Origin of the sequence: Actinoplanes missouriensis 431 (genome assembly GCF_000284295.1) — a bacterium.
Lineage (GTDB): Bacteria > Actinomycetota > Actinomycetes > Mycobacteriales > Micromonosporaceae > Actinoplanes > Actinoplanes missouriensis.
This window is the reverse complement of the sequence record NC_017093.1, coordinates 903751-916932: the sequence shown is the minus strand read 5'-3', so window position 1 is coordinate 916932 and position 13182 is coordinate 903751. Positions and strand designations below refer to the sequence as shown.

12 protein-coding genes are annotated in these 13182 nt (G+C 71.8%); 6 read left to right on the top strand and 6 right to left on the bottom strand.

The genetic code is table 11. The features are described from left to right. The first annotated feature begins 45 nt into the window (after nucleotides 1-45). The 3 genes from cofD to AMIS_RS04275 are packed head-to-tail and all read left to right on the top strand — an operon-like array spanning nucleotide 46 to nucleotide 2518. Nucleotides 46-996, top strand: coding sequence for a 2-phospho-L-lactate transferase (cofD, locus tag AMIS_RS04285; RefSeq protein WP_014440971.1), 951 nt, complete (start codon nucleotides 46-48; stop codon nucleotides 994-996). Next, nucleotides 993-1955 (top strand): coenzyme F420-0:L-glutamate ligase, encoded by a 963-nt coding sequence (locus tag AMIS_RS04280; protein WP_014440970.1) that lies wholly within the window; start codon nucleotides 993-995, stop codon nucleotides 1953-1955. Before cofD ends, AMIS_RS04280 begins: the two co-directional genes overlap by 4 nt. Continuing rightward, nucleotides 1952-2518, top strand: a complete 567-nt coding sequence (locus AMIS_RS04275; protein WP_014440969.1) for an NUDIX hydrolase — start codon at nucleotides 1952-1954, stop codon at nucleotides 2516-2518. The genes AMIS_RS04280 and AMIS_RS04275 overlap by 4 nt, the downstream gene beginning before the upstream one ends. Here AMIS_RS04275 and AMIS_RS04270 read toward each other — a convergent pair. Continuing rightward, nucleotides 2509-3627: a mannose-1-phosphate guanylyltransferase gene (locus AMIS_RS04270; protein ID WP_014440968.1), complete on the bottom strand. Its 1119-nt coding sequence runs from the start codon at nucleotides 3625-3627 to the stop codon at nucleotides 2509-2511. The genes AMIS_RS04275 and AMIS_RS04270 overlap by 10 nt on opposite strands. Before the next feature lie 21 nt (nucleotides 3628-3648). Next, nucleotides 3649-4794 carry a glycosyltransferase family 4 protein gene (locus AMIS_RS04265; protein ID WP_014440967.1) on the bottom strand — a complete coding sequence of 382 codons (1146 nt, stop codon included), beginning with the start codon at nucleotides 4792-4794 and terminating at the stop codon, nucleotides 3649-3651. 218 nt (nucleotides 4795-5012) lie between these two features. Between AMIS_RS04265 and AMIS_RS04260 the strand changes: the two genes are divergently transcribed. Further along, nucleotides 5013-5738 carry a TIGR03089 family protein gene (locus AMIS_RS04260; protein ID WP_041830492.1) on the top strand — a complete coding sequence of 242 codons (726 nt, stop codon included), beginning with the start codon at nucleotides 5013-5015 and terminating at the stop codon, nucleotides 5736-5738. Here AMIS_RS04260 and AMIS_RS04255 read toward each other — a convergent pair. Both AMIS_RS04255 and AMIS_RS04250 read right to left on the bottom strand, forming a co-directional pair. After that, nucleotides 5725-7662, bottom strand: coding sequence for an acetoacetate--CoA ligase (locus AMIS_RS04255; protein WP_014440965.1), 1938 nt, complete (start codon nucleotides 7660-7662; stop codon nucleotides 5725-5727). The two genes, AMIS_RS04260 and AMIS_RS04255, sit on opposite strands and share 14 nt — an antisense overlap. Before the next feature lie 50 nt (nucleotides 7663-7712). Beyond that, on the bottom strand, nucleotides 7713-8228 hold the full coding sequence (locus AMIS_RS04250) for an acyl-CoA thioesterase (protein ID WP_014440964.1): 516 nt from the start codon (nucleotides 8226-8228) through the stop codon (nucleotides 7713-7715). Nucleotides 8229-8287: 59 nt separating this feature from the next. Between AMIS_RS04250 and AMIS_RS04245 the strand changes: the two genes are divergently transcribed. After that, entirely contained in the window at nucleotides 8288-9346 is a 1059-nt protein-coding gene (locus tag AMIS_RS04245) for a hypothetical protein (RefSeq protein WP_014440963.1), read from the top strand. Nucleotides 9347-9353: 7 nt separating this feature from the next. On the opposite strand, the gene AMIS_RS04240 is transcribed toward AMIS_RS04245, so the two are convergent. Together AMIS_RS04240 and AMIS_RS04235 are read right to left on the bottom strand one after the other, a co-directional pair. Beyond that, nucleotides 9354-10739: an MFS transporter gene (locus AMIS_RS04240; RefSeq protein ID WP_014440962.1), complete on the bottom strand. Its 1386-nt coding sequence runs from the start codon at nucleotides 10737-10739 to the stop codon at nucleotides 9354-9356. After that, entirely contained in the window at nucleotides 10736-12019 is a 1284-nt protein-coding gene (locus AMIS_RS04235; protein WP_014440961.1) for a M20 metallopeptidase family protein, read from the bottom strand. Before AMIS_RS04235 ends, AMIS_RS04240 begins: the two co-directional genes overlap by 4 nt. Before the next feature lie 58 nt (nucleotides 12020-12077). Between AMIS_RS04235 and AMIS_RS04230 the strand changes: the two genes are divergently transcribed. Next, nucleotides 12078-13163 (top strand): Lrp/AsnC family transcriptional regulator, encoded by a 1086-nt coding sequence (locus AMIS_RS04230; protein WP_014440960.1) that lies wholly within the window; start codon nucleotides 12078-12080, stop codon nucleotides 13161-13163. Nucleotides 13164-13182: the final 19 nt, after the last annotated feature.

Genomic DNA, 13182 nt, shown 5'->3' with positions numbered 1-13182 from the left:
CACCCACAACCGGAGGCGGTCACGCGGGTGCGGGAGGATGGAGGAATGCGGATCGTGGTCCTTACCGGGGGGATCGGCGGCGCCCGGTTCCTCCTCGGCGTGCGCGCGCACGCCCGCGCCATCGGCGCCGAAGTAACCGCCGTGGTCAATGTCGGCGACGACGTACGCATGCACGGCCTGCAGATCTGCCCCGATCTGGACAGCGTCATGTACACGCTGGGCGGCGCCGCCGACCCGGAACGCGGCTGGGGCCGGGTCGGCGAGACCTGGGTCGTCAAGGAGGAGCTGGCGAAGTACGGCGTGGAACCGTCCTGGTTCGGGCTGGGTGACAAGGACACCGCCACGCACCTGGTGCGCACCACGATGCTGAACGCCGGTTACCCGCTCTCCGCGGTGACCGCGGCCCTCTGCGAGCGCTGGCAGCCCGGCATCACGATGCTCCCGGCCACCGACGACCGCCTGGAGACGCACGTGGTCGTCGATCTGGACGGGGAACGCAAGGCGATCCACTTCCAGGAGTGGTGGGTGCGGTACCGGGGTGAGGTGCCGACGCACAACTTCGTCTTCCGGGGCGCGGACGCCGCCAAGCCGGGCGCCGGGGTGCTGGACGCGATCGCCTCCGCGGACATCGTGCTGGTCGCCCCGAGCAACCCGGTGGTCAGCATCGCGCCCGTCCTGGCCGTACCCGCGCTGAAGGAGGCCGTGGCGAACGGCCCGGCACCGGTGGTCGGGGTTTCGCCGATCATCGGTGGGTCGCCGGTGCGTGGGATGGCGGACAAGTGCCTGAACACGCTCGGTGTCGAGGTGAGCGCGGCGGGTGTCGGCCGGATGTACGGCCCGCGCGCCGACGGCGGCCTGCTGGACGGCTGGCTGGTCGACACGACGGACGACGGCGTGCAGATCCCCGGCCTGCGCACCCGGGCCGTGCCGCTGTGGATGTCCGACGAGCAGACCACCGCGAAGATGGTGGCGGACGCGCTGGAGCTGGTCCGATGACCTTGGAGATCCGTCCGGTGCACGGCATCGGGGACGTGACCGCCGGTGACGATCTGGCCGAGCTGATCACCAAGGCAGCGCCGTGGCTCGCCGACGGTGACGTGCTCGTGGTGACCAGCAAGATCGTGTCGAAGGCGGAGGGCCGCCTGGTCGAGGTACCGGCCGACGGGCCGGAACGCGAGGAGGCCCGGCAGCGGGCGCTCGCCGGCGAGACCGCCCGGGTGGTGGCCCGGCGCGGACCCACCACGATCGTGCAGACCCACCACGGTTTCGTGATGGCCGCGGCCGGCATCGACGCCTCCAACGTCGACAAGACCCACCTGGTGCTGCTCCCGGCCGATCCGGACGCGTCGGCCCGGGCGCTGCGCGACAGCCTGCGCGCCCGGAACCTCGACGTCGCGGTGATCATCTCCGACACCATGGGCCGGGCCTGGCGCAACGGGCTCACCGACGTGGCGCTCGGCGCGGCCGGCATCGAGGCGCTCCGCGATCATCGGGGCGAGATCGACCCGTACGGGAACGAACTGACCCTCACCCAGATGGCCGTGATCGACGAGCTCGCCGCCGCAGCCGAGTTGGTCAAGGGCAAGTCCGACCGGGTGCCGGTCGCGGTGGTCCGCGGCTATCCGCGGACCACGCACAGCGACCTGGGCGCCCGGGAGCTGGTCCGGGACACCGCGAGCGACATGTTCAGCCTCGGCACATCGGAGGCGCGTGAGCAGGGTCTGCGCGACGCCGCGCGGCTCTCCGGAGAGCCCGCCGACGCCGATGTCGCCCGGTTCGTCGCCGCCCGATCCGGCGCGTTGCGCCTCACCCCCGCCGGTCCGGCTCCGGCGGATCTCCTCCGGCTGGGCGCCAGGGCCCAGGGGGTACGGGTGAGCCTCGCCGCCGCCGGCCTGCGCAGCGCCGTGGAGTTCGACGACGAGGGAGTCACCGTGACCATCGAGGGGGATCTGTGAGCACGCCGCTCTACGAGGACGCCGTCCGTGTGCTGACCGGCTGGACCGCCACGTCCGAGGACGCCGAGCTGGCCCGCAAGCGCACCCTGGCCCTGCTCGCCGACGGCCCGGACGCGATGACCCGCGCGCACCGCGTCGGTCACGTCACGGCCAGCGCGCTGGTCGTCGACGACGCCGGCCGGGTGCTGCTCTGCCTGCACGGGCGGCTCGGTATGTGGATGCAGCTGGGCGGGCACTGCGAGGCCGGCGACACCACCCTGGCCGCCGCGGCGCTGCGTGAGGCGACCGAGGAGTCCGGCATCGACGGCCTGATCCTCGACCCGGAGCCGATCGACATCGACGTCCACGAGGTGCGCTGCGGCGCCGCGGACGGCGCGCCCGCCGAGCCGTCGGTCCACTTCGACGTCCGGTTCCTGCTGCGCAGCCCGGCCGGTGCCACCGAGCGGATCAGCGAGGAGTCCGCCGATCTCGCCTGGTTCACACCGGACGCGCTGCCGAGTCCGCTCGCCTCCGGGACCGCGCGCCAGATCCCGCCGGCGCTGTCCCGGATCGGTCAGATGTAACCGTGGTGGCCGAGCTCCTTGAGCTCGTCCACCAGGTGCTTGACCTCCTGCGCCCGCTCGCGGGGGCACACCAGCACCGCGTCCGGGGTGTCCACGATGACCAGGTCGCGGACGCCCAGAGCGGCCACCAGCCGGCCCGAGGACGGCAGCACGACCAGGTTTTCCGCCTCGCGCAGCAGCACGGTCGGGCGCTCCGGCTCGCCGCCCTGGCCGACCACGACATTGCCGGACGGGTCGGCGGTGAGCACCTCGCCGAGGGTGTGGAAGTCACCGACGTCGTTCCAGCCGAAGTCGCCGGGGATCGTGCCGACCCGGCCGGCCGTGGCCGCGCCCTCCATCACCGCGTAGTCCACCGAGATCCGCGGCAGGGTCGGCCAGACCTCGCCGAGCACCTCCTCACGGCCGGGCGTGTCCCAGGCCTGCGCGATCCGGCTCACCCCGGCCGCGAGCTGGGGCTGCTGCCGGGACAGCTCGGCGAGGAAGGCGTCCACCCGCCAGACGAACATGCCCGCGTTCCACAGGTAGTTGCCGGACTTCACGTAGCTCTCGGCCACGTCGTAGGACGGCTTCTCCTTGAACTCCTCGACGCGCAGCAGCGCGCCGTCCTCCGACGCGCCACCGCACTGGAGGTAGCCGTACCCGGTCTCCGGGCGTGTCGGGGTGATCCCGAGGGTCATCAGCAGGCCCTGGCGGGCGCCGACCATCGCCCGGCGGATCACCGAGGCGAACTCCACCGTGTCGGCGATCAGGTGGTCGGAGGCGAACGAGCCCATGACGGCTTCCGGGTCGCGCCGGGCGATGACGGCGGCGGCCAGGGCGATCGCCGCGCACGAGTCACGCGGCGAGGGCTCGACCAGAACGTTCTCCTCCGGCACCGAGGAGAGCTGGCGGGAGACCGCCGCGGCGTGCGCCACGCCGGTCACCACAAACGTCCGATCGGGTGACGTCAGCGTGTCCAGACGGTCCACGGTGGCCTGCAGCAACGAAGCCGTGGTGCCGGTCAGAGGGTGCAAGAATTTGGGATGACCGGCGCGTGACAGTGGCCAGAGGCGGGTTCCGGTGCCCCCTGCGAGCACCACGCCGTACAGCACGGCCTGTTCGTCAATCATGAGCGGTGAGTCTAGTGTCCATCAGGCGGAAACCCGGTTCCACGTTGTCACGTGCACCTCGGCGCTGGATGCCCAGGTGAACTCTTTCGCCCGATCGAAACCGGCCTTCGCGAGGGCCTGCCGGCGTGGCTCGTCGTGCAGCAGGTCGGCCAGGTCCTCGGCGATCCGCTCGGGGGCCTCGGTGGTGTACGCCACGGCGTCCCCGCCGACCTCGGGCAGCGAGAGCCGGGGTGTGGTCAGCACCGGGGCGCCACAGGCCATCGCCTCGAGGATCGGCAGCCCGAAACCCTCGCCGAACGACGGGTAGCAGGCGACGAGCGCGCCGCCCAGGAAGCCGGGCAGATCCGCGTAGCGCAGGTAGCCGGGGCGGAGCAGGCGCAGGTGCGGCGGCACCTCGGCGACCGCCCGGTCGATGTCGTCGTCGTGCCCCTGGCCGCCGGCAAGCACCAGGGCCGGCGGGTGCGGCCAGTCGGCGACCGCACGGGCCCAGCCGCGGATCAGGTTCGGCACGTTCTTCCGGGGCTCCTTGGCGCCGAGGAACGCGACGTAACCGGAGTCGCCGAGGCCGAGACGGGCCCGGACCCGGGCCTTCTCCTCCTCGGTCGGCTTGTGGAACGCGGCCTGGTCGACACCGTGGTAGGCAACGTCGATCCGGGTCGGGTCCGCGTCGAGCAGGCGGATCAGCTCGTCCCGGGTGGCCTTGCTCGGCACGATCACCCGCGCGGCGCGCCGCAGCGACGTCTTGATCGCACTGCGGAAGAACGTGCGCTTCGTGTTGTCGTAATGCTCCGGCTCCGTGAAGAACGTCGCGTCGTGCACGGTGACCGTCACCGGCGACCCGGCGCGAAGCGGGCACGTGTAGAACGGCGAGTGCAGCACCTCGGCGCCGACCTGCTGGGCGAGCAGCGGAAGACCCGTCTGCTCCCAGGCCAGACGGGCCGGGCGGTGCACGATCGCGGCCGGGCCGGGGATCACCTCGGCCTCGGGCAACATGCGGCGGTAACGCTCCGCATCCGAGCGCTGCGCCACGACGGCGAGGTTCACACGGTCGGCGCTGAGCTGCCCGAGCGCGCCGAGCAATCCGTCGACGTATCTGCCGACACCGCCTCTGTCAGCGGGCACACTTGTGGCGTCGACCAGCACTCGCGGGGGGCGACCGGGGGTCACGAGGCATCTCCTTGGCGTCTCCGACGAACCGATGTCATCTGCAGTCGAGGGTACGCCGGGAAGGCTTCGAGAACGTGTCCGCGACGCTGAGGGTTGTTCAGGAACTACCGTTAGCCTCACTCGGCCGCCGGCCAACGATGTTGATCTCCACCGTCCTGAACAACCCTCGTGGTCGTTCCGATGACGTCACTGACAGTGATCCCTCTATCGTGAAGCCGGTGACGAACACGATCCCGCAGGCGTTCGCGGCCGCAGTCCGGAAAGACTCGGCCGCTCCCCTGCTGACCTGGTACGACGACGCCACCGGAGACCGCACCGAGCTCTCCGGGGCGACCCTGGACAACTGGGTCTCGAAAACGGCGAACCTGCTGGTCGACGGTGTCGGGCTGGGCCACGGCGACACGGTGGCCCTGGTCCTCCCGCCGCATTGGCAGACCGCGGCGCTGCTGCTCGGCGTCTCGGTCGCCGGTCTCGCCGCCGACCTGGGCGAGGAGCCGCAGCCGGTGGAGGCCGTCTTCACCACGCCCGGCCTGGTCGAACGCGCCGCCGCCTGGTCCGGCCTGGACAGGTACGCGACGGGCCTGCTGCCGCTCGCCATGCCGCTGCGCACCCTGCCCGACGGGTACGCCGACTACGTCACCGAGGTCCGCAACTACGGCGACTTCTTCCGCGGCGCGCCGGTCGGCCCGGCGGATCTGGCCCTCGGGGGCCCGTACGAGCTGTGTCACTCCGACGTGATCGAGAACGCCGTCGAGCGCGCCGCCCAGCTCGGCATCACCGCCGGTGACCGGGTGCTGATCGACACCGCGCTGCACCCGGAGCCGGCCGACTGGCTGCTCGCGCCCCTGGTCGCCGGCGCCTCGGTGGTGCTCTGCGCCAACCTGGACAGGTCCAAGCTCGAAGCGCGGAGCACCGCCGAGAAGGTCACCGTCACTCTCGCTTAGCGGCCAGGTCGGCGAACGCGGTCAGCGACTCGGGATTGGCGAGGGCGCCCTTGGCCGCCGCCGACTCGACCGGGGTGCCGGTGAGGATCCGCTTCACCGGCACCTCCAGCTTCTTTCCGGACAGGGTGTGCGGCAATGCCCGTACCTGATAGGCGGCGTCGGGGACGTGCCGGGGCGAGAGCGCGGCACGCAGCTCTCGCGCGATCCGGCCGCGCAGGGCGTCGTCGAGCTCGGTCCCCTCGGTGAGCACCACGAAGAGCAGCAGCTCGCCGTTCGGGTCGTCCGGCTTGTCCAGGTGCACGACCAGCGAGTCGACCACCTCGGGCAGGCTCTCCACCACCGAGTAGAACTCCGCGGTGCCCAGCCGCACCCCGCCCCGGTTCAGCGTCGCGTCCGACCGGCCGGTGATCACGCAGGAGCCGTCCTCGGCGATGGTGATCCAGTCACCGTGCCGCCAGACGCCCGGGAACACGTCGAAATAGGCCTCCCGGTACCGCGAGCCGTCGGTGTCGCCCCAGAACCCGACGGGCATGCTCGGCATCGGCGCGGTGATCACGAGTTCGCCCAGCTCGCCGATGACCGGCTTGCCGCTCGCGTCATAGGCCTCCACCCGGGCGCCGAGGATCCGCCCGGCGATCACCCCGGCCCGGACCGGCAGCAGCGGCGCTCCCCCGACGAACCCGGTGCACACGTCGGTGCCGCCGGAGAGCGAGAGCAGCTGCAGGTCGCTGCCGACCGCCTCGTAGACCCAGGCGAAACCCTCGGCGGGCAGCGGCGCGCCGGTCGAGCCGACGCCCTTGAGCCGCTTGCGCGGGGTCAGCCCGGCCTTGCGGCAGGCCATCAGGAACGGTGCCGAGGTGCCGAAGTAGGTGATCCCCGCGGTGTCCACCAGGTCCCAGAGCGCGGTGAGGTCCGGCCAGCCGGGGTTGCCGTCGAACAGCACGATGGACGAGCCGACCAGCGGGCCGCTGACCAGGAAGTTCCACATCATCCAGCCGGTCGTGGTGAACCAGAAGAAGCGGTCGTCCGGGCCGAGGTCGTGGTGCAGGGCGAGGGTCTTCAGGTGCTCCAGCAGGATGCCGCCGTGCCCGTGCACGATCGGTTTCGGCAGGCCGGTGGTGCCGGAGCTGTAGAGGACGTAGAGCGGGTGGTCGAACGGGACCGGCTCGAACGCCATCTCGTCGTCGCCGTCGAGCTGGTCCCAATCGCCGCCGTCAGCGTGGAGATAACCGATGGTGATCACGTGCTCGATCGACGGGATGGCCTCCGCGATCTCGGATATCTCGGCCTCTCTGCTGATCGCCTTGTCGCCGTATCGGTAGCCGTCCGTCGCGACGAGCACCCTCGGCTCGATCTGGCTCCACCTGTCGATCACGCTGCGCGCGCCGAACTCCGGCGCGCAGGACGAGAAGATCGCGCCGAGACTCGCGGTCGCGAGCATCAGCACGTAGGTCTCCGGGATGTTCGGCGCATAGGCCGCGACCCGGTCACCCTTGCCGACACCCCTGGCCTTCAGCCCGGCACGGACGCGGCGGACCTGATCGCGCAACTGCCGGGCGGTCAGTCGCACCGGCTCACGACTCTGCGAGTACGCGTGGACGACCGTCTCGTCATCGGCCCGGCCGGGCATCCGCAGCAGGTTCTCCGCATAGTTCAGCGTCGCGCCCGGAAACCAGCGCGCACCGGGCATCGTCGTGTCGCCGAGCACGGCCTCCGGCGGATCGTGGGCCACCACCTCGAAGTAGTCCCAGATCGACTGCCAGAACCCGGTCAGGTCGGTGACCGACCACTCCCAGAGCGCCGCGTAATCGGCGAAGACGAGCCCGCGCTCGGCCTCCAGCCAACTCAGGTAACGGCCGATCCGGGACGTCTCCCGGATGTCAGCCGGCGGCTCCCACAACACTGTGTCCGTCGTCACCGTCATGCGGCACACCCTAACTCTCCGCAGGCCCGCCGCTGACGCGGAGTTGATCGCTAACCGTCGCTGCCGTCGTGCTCGGCGCGGGCCTTCTGGATGGCGGTCCGGCGGGCCAGGCGGTGGTCGCGCCGGATCATCGCCTCCTGGAACCGGCGGCGGTCCTCGGCGTCACCGGGCAGCACCGGCGGGACCCGGCGCGGGCGGCCCGCCACGTCGATCCCGACGAACACCAGGTAGGCGGTCGCCACCGGGATCGGCGCCGGCTCCACCGCGTCCCACCTCTCGGCCGTGACCCGCACGCCGACCTCCATCGAGCTCGACCCGGCCCAGTTCACCTGGGCGTACGCGTGAACCAGGTCACCCACCCGCACCGGCTCCAGGAAGACGATCTCGTCGATCGCGGCGGTGACGGCTGTGCCGCCGCTGTGCCGTGCCGCGCTCGCGCCCGCCACGTCATCCACGAACTTCATCAGCACACCGCCGTGGACCGTGCCGTACAGGTTCACGTCGATCGCGGACATGATGCGGCTGAGGGTGACACGCGAGTGTGCGGTGGGGCGTCCTTGTTCCATGCCGGTACGGTACGACGCCGTTCGCGAGCGCTTGCCCGATCGGGGTAGCGTGCCGGATCATGCGCCACCTCAGGTCGATTCTGTATGCACTCGTGCTGGCCCCGTCCATCTGGATCCTGGCCGGTGTCGGCTTCACCGACGACCTGAGCAGTCGCGGGCGCGACTTCTTCGCCGCCGAGTCGGTCAGCGGCCTGCTGCTGGTGCTCTTCGCCGGCATCCTCTACGCGATCCTCACGTTCGCCCCGGTCTCCCCGGCCGGGCCGGTGCTGGCCGGCGTGGCCTACCTGGGCGTCACGATCTGGGCGTGGAACTCGCCGGCGGCGTACGCGGCGCTGTGGTCCCCCGAGGTGTCCAAGGAGGGCTTCGACCTGAGCCGTCCCGGTTACGGCCTGGCGGCGCTCCTGGCGATCCCGCTGATCGGCACCGCGCTGAGCGCCCGCCGCTGGGCACGGTACGAACCGCCGGTCCTCCCGATCATCGGTGAGATCGGCCGGTTCCGGGGCAAGGCGACCGTCTCCACCGCGCCGCTGTCGATCGCCGAGACGACGGTGATCCGGGCCGGCCGGCCGATCACCGACGACCGCACCGTGGCGATCCCGGCCGCCGCGCCGGGCACTGATCCCGCCGTCCCGGCGGCTGACCGGACCGTTGCGGTGCCGGGCGCCGACCGGACCGTGGCATTCCCGACGAACGACCGGACCGTCGCGGTGCGCAGCGCCGACCAGACCGTCGCGATCACCGACACCGACAAGACCGCCATGATCGCCACGCCGAAGCCGACCGCCATGGTCGCCACGCCGAAGCCGACCGACACGACTGACGCGACCGCCGTGGTCGCCTCCCCGAAGCCGACCGTGACGGCGCCGAGCGAGGACCGGACCATGGTCTTCCCCGCCGCGACCGGCAAGTCCGTGCCGGTGACAGCGGACAAGACGGCGGAGAAGACCGGCGAGAAAGCCGGCGAGAAGACGACGGAAAAGGCCGTGGAGACGGTGGAGAAGCCCGCGAAGGAGGACGAGGAGACGCACCGGCTGGACAAGGCCGCCGTGGTGCCGGGCCAGGACGAGCCGACCACCCTCATCCCGGCCCAGCGCAGCGCCCCGGCCTCCGAGTCCTGACGAGGACTCAGACGCTCTCGACGCGGCGGGCGAACACCGCCGCCGCGGCAGCGCCCACGCACAGCACCGAGCACATCAGCCACACCACGACATAGGCGCCCTCGGTGGGCGTACCCCCGCTTTGCACCAGCGCGGCCAGAATGGCCGCCACCACCGCGCCCGCGACCGCGCCACCCAGGGTTTTGACGTTGTTGTAGAGCGCCGTCGTGATCCCGGTGCGGGACGCGTCGGCGGTCTCCGCGATCACCGTGGGCATCGCGCCGAGCGCCACACCCGCGGCCAGGCCGACCGGCACCTTGAAGAGCAGCAGCTGCCACAGCTCGTCGTGGAAGAGCGCCTGGGCCAGGAACGTCACGGCGATCGTGAGGAATGCCGCGATCAGCGTCGGGCGGTACCCGAAACGGCCGGCGATCACCGCCGTCAGGTTGGAGCCGACCACGGCGGCGACCGCTGCGGGCAGGGCGACCAGGGAGATCTGCAGCGCGGTGAAGCCGAAGCCGTACCCCGCGTCGGCCCGATCGGCGGCCAGGAACGTGGAGTCCGGGGCCTGGCTGCCGAAGTAGACGATGCCGAAGACGAACGAGCAGAGGAAGAACGGCGCGACGTGCCGGCCGGCCAGCGCCCGCAGGTCGACGAGCGGTTCCGCGGTGCGCAGCTCCAGCACGATCCAGCCGGCGAAACCGGCGAGCCCGGCCAGCGCCAGCGCGGCGCCGGTGACGGCTGCGGAGCTGAGCAGCGAGATGCCGGAGAGCAGCGCCACCATCGAGGCGCTGAGCACCGCGACGCCGGGCAGGTCCAGCTTGCCGGTGGCCAGCTTGGCGGTCTCCGGCACGGCGAGGAACGACACCGGCACGCAGATCACCGCGAGGATCGCGGGGATCAGCAGGGTCAGCCGGGCGTCTCCGATCACCTGGTGGAGACCGGCGGTGATCACGCCACCGAGCAGGCCGCCGAGGGCCAGCGCGCCGACCAGCCGGGCGATCGCGCGCCGGGCCAGCTCGACCGGCAGGCGGTCGCGGACCAGGGCGATCTCCAGTGGCAGCAGCGCGGCCAGGGGGCCGAGCAGGGCGCGGCCGGCGAGCAGGACCGTCAGGTTGGGGGCGATCACGACCAGGACGCTGCCGACCGCCACGCACGCCAGCGCGACGCGGAGCATGCGGCGGTGGCCGTAGAGGTCGCCGAGCCGCCCGAACGCCGGCACCGAGACCGCGGCGGCGAGCAGCTGGACGGAGATCACCCAGTTCAGGTTCGCGTCCGAGATGTTCATCTCGGCGCCGAGGTCGGGCAGCAGCGGTGCCACCCCGCCCTGGATGAACCCGCTGGTGATCTCGAAGAGGACCAGCAGGCCGACGACCGCGGAGACCTTCTGCGGCTTGTCCAGCACGGCGGTCACGAGGCGGCCTGCTCCTGGCGCGCGGCGGCCGCCCGCTCCGGACCCGCGGCGGCGGCCTGCTTCAGGCCGGCGGCTTGCTTCAGGCCGGCGGCTTGCTTCAGGCGGGCGGCGGCGAGCGAGGCGAGGGCCACGGCTGCCTCCGGCACGGCCCGGTCGTCGAACACCGCCTGCGGCGCGTGGTTCATCGGCGCGGAGGCCGGGTCGGTACCCGGCGGCACGGCGCCGAGCATCAGGTACGCCCCCGGCACCTCGTCGAGTACGAAGGAGAAGTCCTCGGAACCCGCGAGCGGCCTCGGCGCCAGGAAGATCCGCTGCGCACCGAAGGTGCCCCGCACGGTGCGGTGCACGAAGTCGGCCTCGGTCGCGTCGTTCACGGTGACCGGGTAGTTCTCCTCGTAGTCGATCTCCACCTGGACGCCGTGCGCGTCCGCGACGCCCCTGACCACGCGTTCGAACCCGGCCCGGATCGCGGTGTGGGTGGCGGCCGAGAACGTCCGTACCGTCGCCTGGAACGTGCCGCTCTCCGGAATCACGTTGTTCGCCGAGCCGGCGTGGATCGAGCCGACCGAGAGCACCGCAGGGTCCCACGCGTCGGCGGTGCGGGTCACCATGGTCTGCAGCGCGGTGACCATCTCGCAGAGCGCCGGCACCGGGTCGACGGCCAGGTGCGGCGAGGAGCCGTGACCCCCCTTGCCGGTGACCGTGACGGTGACCGAGTCGGAGGCCGCCAGCACGGTTCCGGCGCGGGTGGCGAACACGCCGAGCGGCAGGGCGGTGGCCGCCACGTGCAGGGCGTACGCCGCGACGACACGGGATCCGGCGGCGTCCAGCACCCCCTCCTCGATCATGATCTTGGCGCCGCGCTGACCCTCCTCGCCCGGCTGGAACATGAACACCACGTCACCGTCGAGCTCGTCGCGGCGGGACGCGAGCAGGTGTGCGGCCCCGACCAGGCCGGCGGTGTGCAGGTCATGGCCGCAGGCGTGCATCACTCCGGCGATCTCGGAGGCGTACCCGACCCCGCTCTCCTCCTGTACCGGCAGGGCGTCCATGTCACCGCGCAGCAGCACGGCCGGGCCGGGGCGGCCGCCGCGCAGCACCGCGGTGACCGAGGTGAGGCCGGCGCCCCGGGTGATCTCCAGGGGCAGGCCGTCCAGGGCGGCAAGGACCTTCGCCTGGGTCAGCGGCAGGTCGAGGCCCAGCTCAGGCTCGCGGTGCAGCGCCTGGCGGAGCGCGATCAGACGTTCCGCGTAGGGAAGCGCGTCGGAGGAGGTGAACATGCCGGTATGGTCACCAGAATGAACGCTGCGACGCGGAAATTGCAGGGATCCGCCGTCGATGACCGCTGAGACGCCGGAAACGCTCACCCTGGACGAGCTGGACTATCAACTCCTGACCGCCCTGCAACTGGCGCCCCGCGCGGACTGGCAGCGGATCGGCGCCGCGCTCGGCGTGGACGCCTCGACCGCGGCCCGGCGGTGGAACCGGCTCTTCCGGTCCGGGCACGCCTGGATCAGTTGCATGCCGGCCCAGTTCGCGCTGCAGTCCGTGGTGCTCGCGGTGATCGAGGTGGACTGCGTGGCCGGGCGGCTGCCCGAGGTCGCCGCCGGGCTCGCCGACGACGTCAACATCGTCACCCTGGAACACGTGACCGGGGCACGGGACCTGCTGATCCAGGCCGCCTTCGTGGACCACGTGCAGCTCGGCCGCTACCTGAGCCTGCGACTCGGCATGCTTCCCGGTGTGGCCGCGTCGCGTACCCAGATCGCGCTGACCGTGCACATCGAGGGCAGCCGGTGGCGGCTCGACCGGCTCAGCGACGGGGCACGGCAGTCACTCGTCGAGGGCCGGCCGACGGCGGTCCGGCCCGGTCATGTCCTCGGCGACGAGGACGTGCGCCTCATGCAGGTGCTGAGCGAGGACCCGCGGCAACCGGCGGTGCGGATCGCCGAGCGGACCGGGTTGAGCCCCACGACGGTTCGCCGGCGGCTGGACCGGCTCGATGCGGAACGCTCTCTCGCGTACCGGTGCGAAGTCGCTCGTTATGTGTCCGGATATCCGATCTCGGTGTCGATCTGGTGCACGCTCCCGGCCGGCGACACCGGGCGGGTGGTCAGCAAGCTGAGCGGGATGCGGGAGACCCGGTTCTGCGCCACGCTCTCCGGCTCGGCGAACCTGATCCTGGTGGTCTGGCTGCGGTCGGTGCAGGAGGTCGCCGCGTTCGAGGCTCGGCTGGCGGTGCAGGTGCCGGAGCTGCGGATCACCGACCGGGCGGTGGCGCTCTGGGTGATGAAGCTCGGCGGTCATCTGCTGGATCCGCTCGGGCGCAAGCTGCGAACCGTACCCCTGGGATTCTGGAACGACCCGGAGTCCGACGCTGCCGAAGGCGAGCTTTTGGCCCGCCTCCGGCAGGTGGTCGGCTGACCGCCCCTACTCAGTCAGC

What these genes read in the sequence shown, in the direction of transcription:
- cofD (WP_014440971.1), top strand. Translation starts at nt 46, where the DNA reads ATGCGGATCGTGGTCCTTACCGGGGGGATCGGCGGCGCCCGGTTCCTC.
- AMIS_RS04270 (WP_014440968.1), bottom strand. Translation starts at nt 3,627, where the DNA reads ATGATTGACGAACAGGCCGTGCTGTACGGCGTGGTGCTCGCAGGGGGC.
- AMIS_RS04245 (WP_014440963.1), top strand. Translation starts at nt 8,288, where the DNA reads ATGCGCCACCTCAGGTCGATTCTGTATGCACTCGTGCTGGCCCCGTCC.
- AMIS_RS04235 (WP_014440961.1), bottom strand. Translation starts at nt 12,019, where the DNA reads ATGTTCACCTCCTCCGACGCGCTTCCCTACGCGGAACGTCTGATCGCG.
- AMIS_RS04250 (WP_014440964.1), bottom strand. Translation starts at nt 8,228, where the DNA reads ATGGAACAAGGACGCCCCACCGCACACTCGCGTGTCACCCTCAGCCGC.
- AMIS_RS04280 (WP_014440970.1), top strand. Translation starts at nt 993, where the DNA reads ATGACCTTGGAGATCCGTCCGGTGCACGGCATCGGGGACGTGACCGCC.
- AMIS_RS04255 (WP_014440965.1), bottom strand. Translation starts at nt 7,662, where the DNA reads ATGACGGTGACGACGGACACAGTGTTGTGGGAGCCGCCGGCTGACATC.
- AMIS_RS04230 (WP_014440960.1), top strand. Translation starts at nt 12,078, where the DNA reads ATGACCGCTGAGACGCCGGAAACGCTCACCCTGGACGAGCTGGACTAT.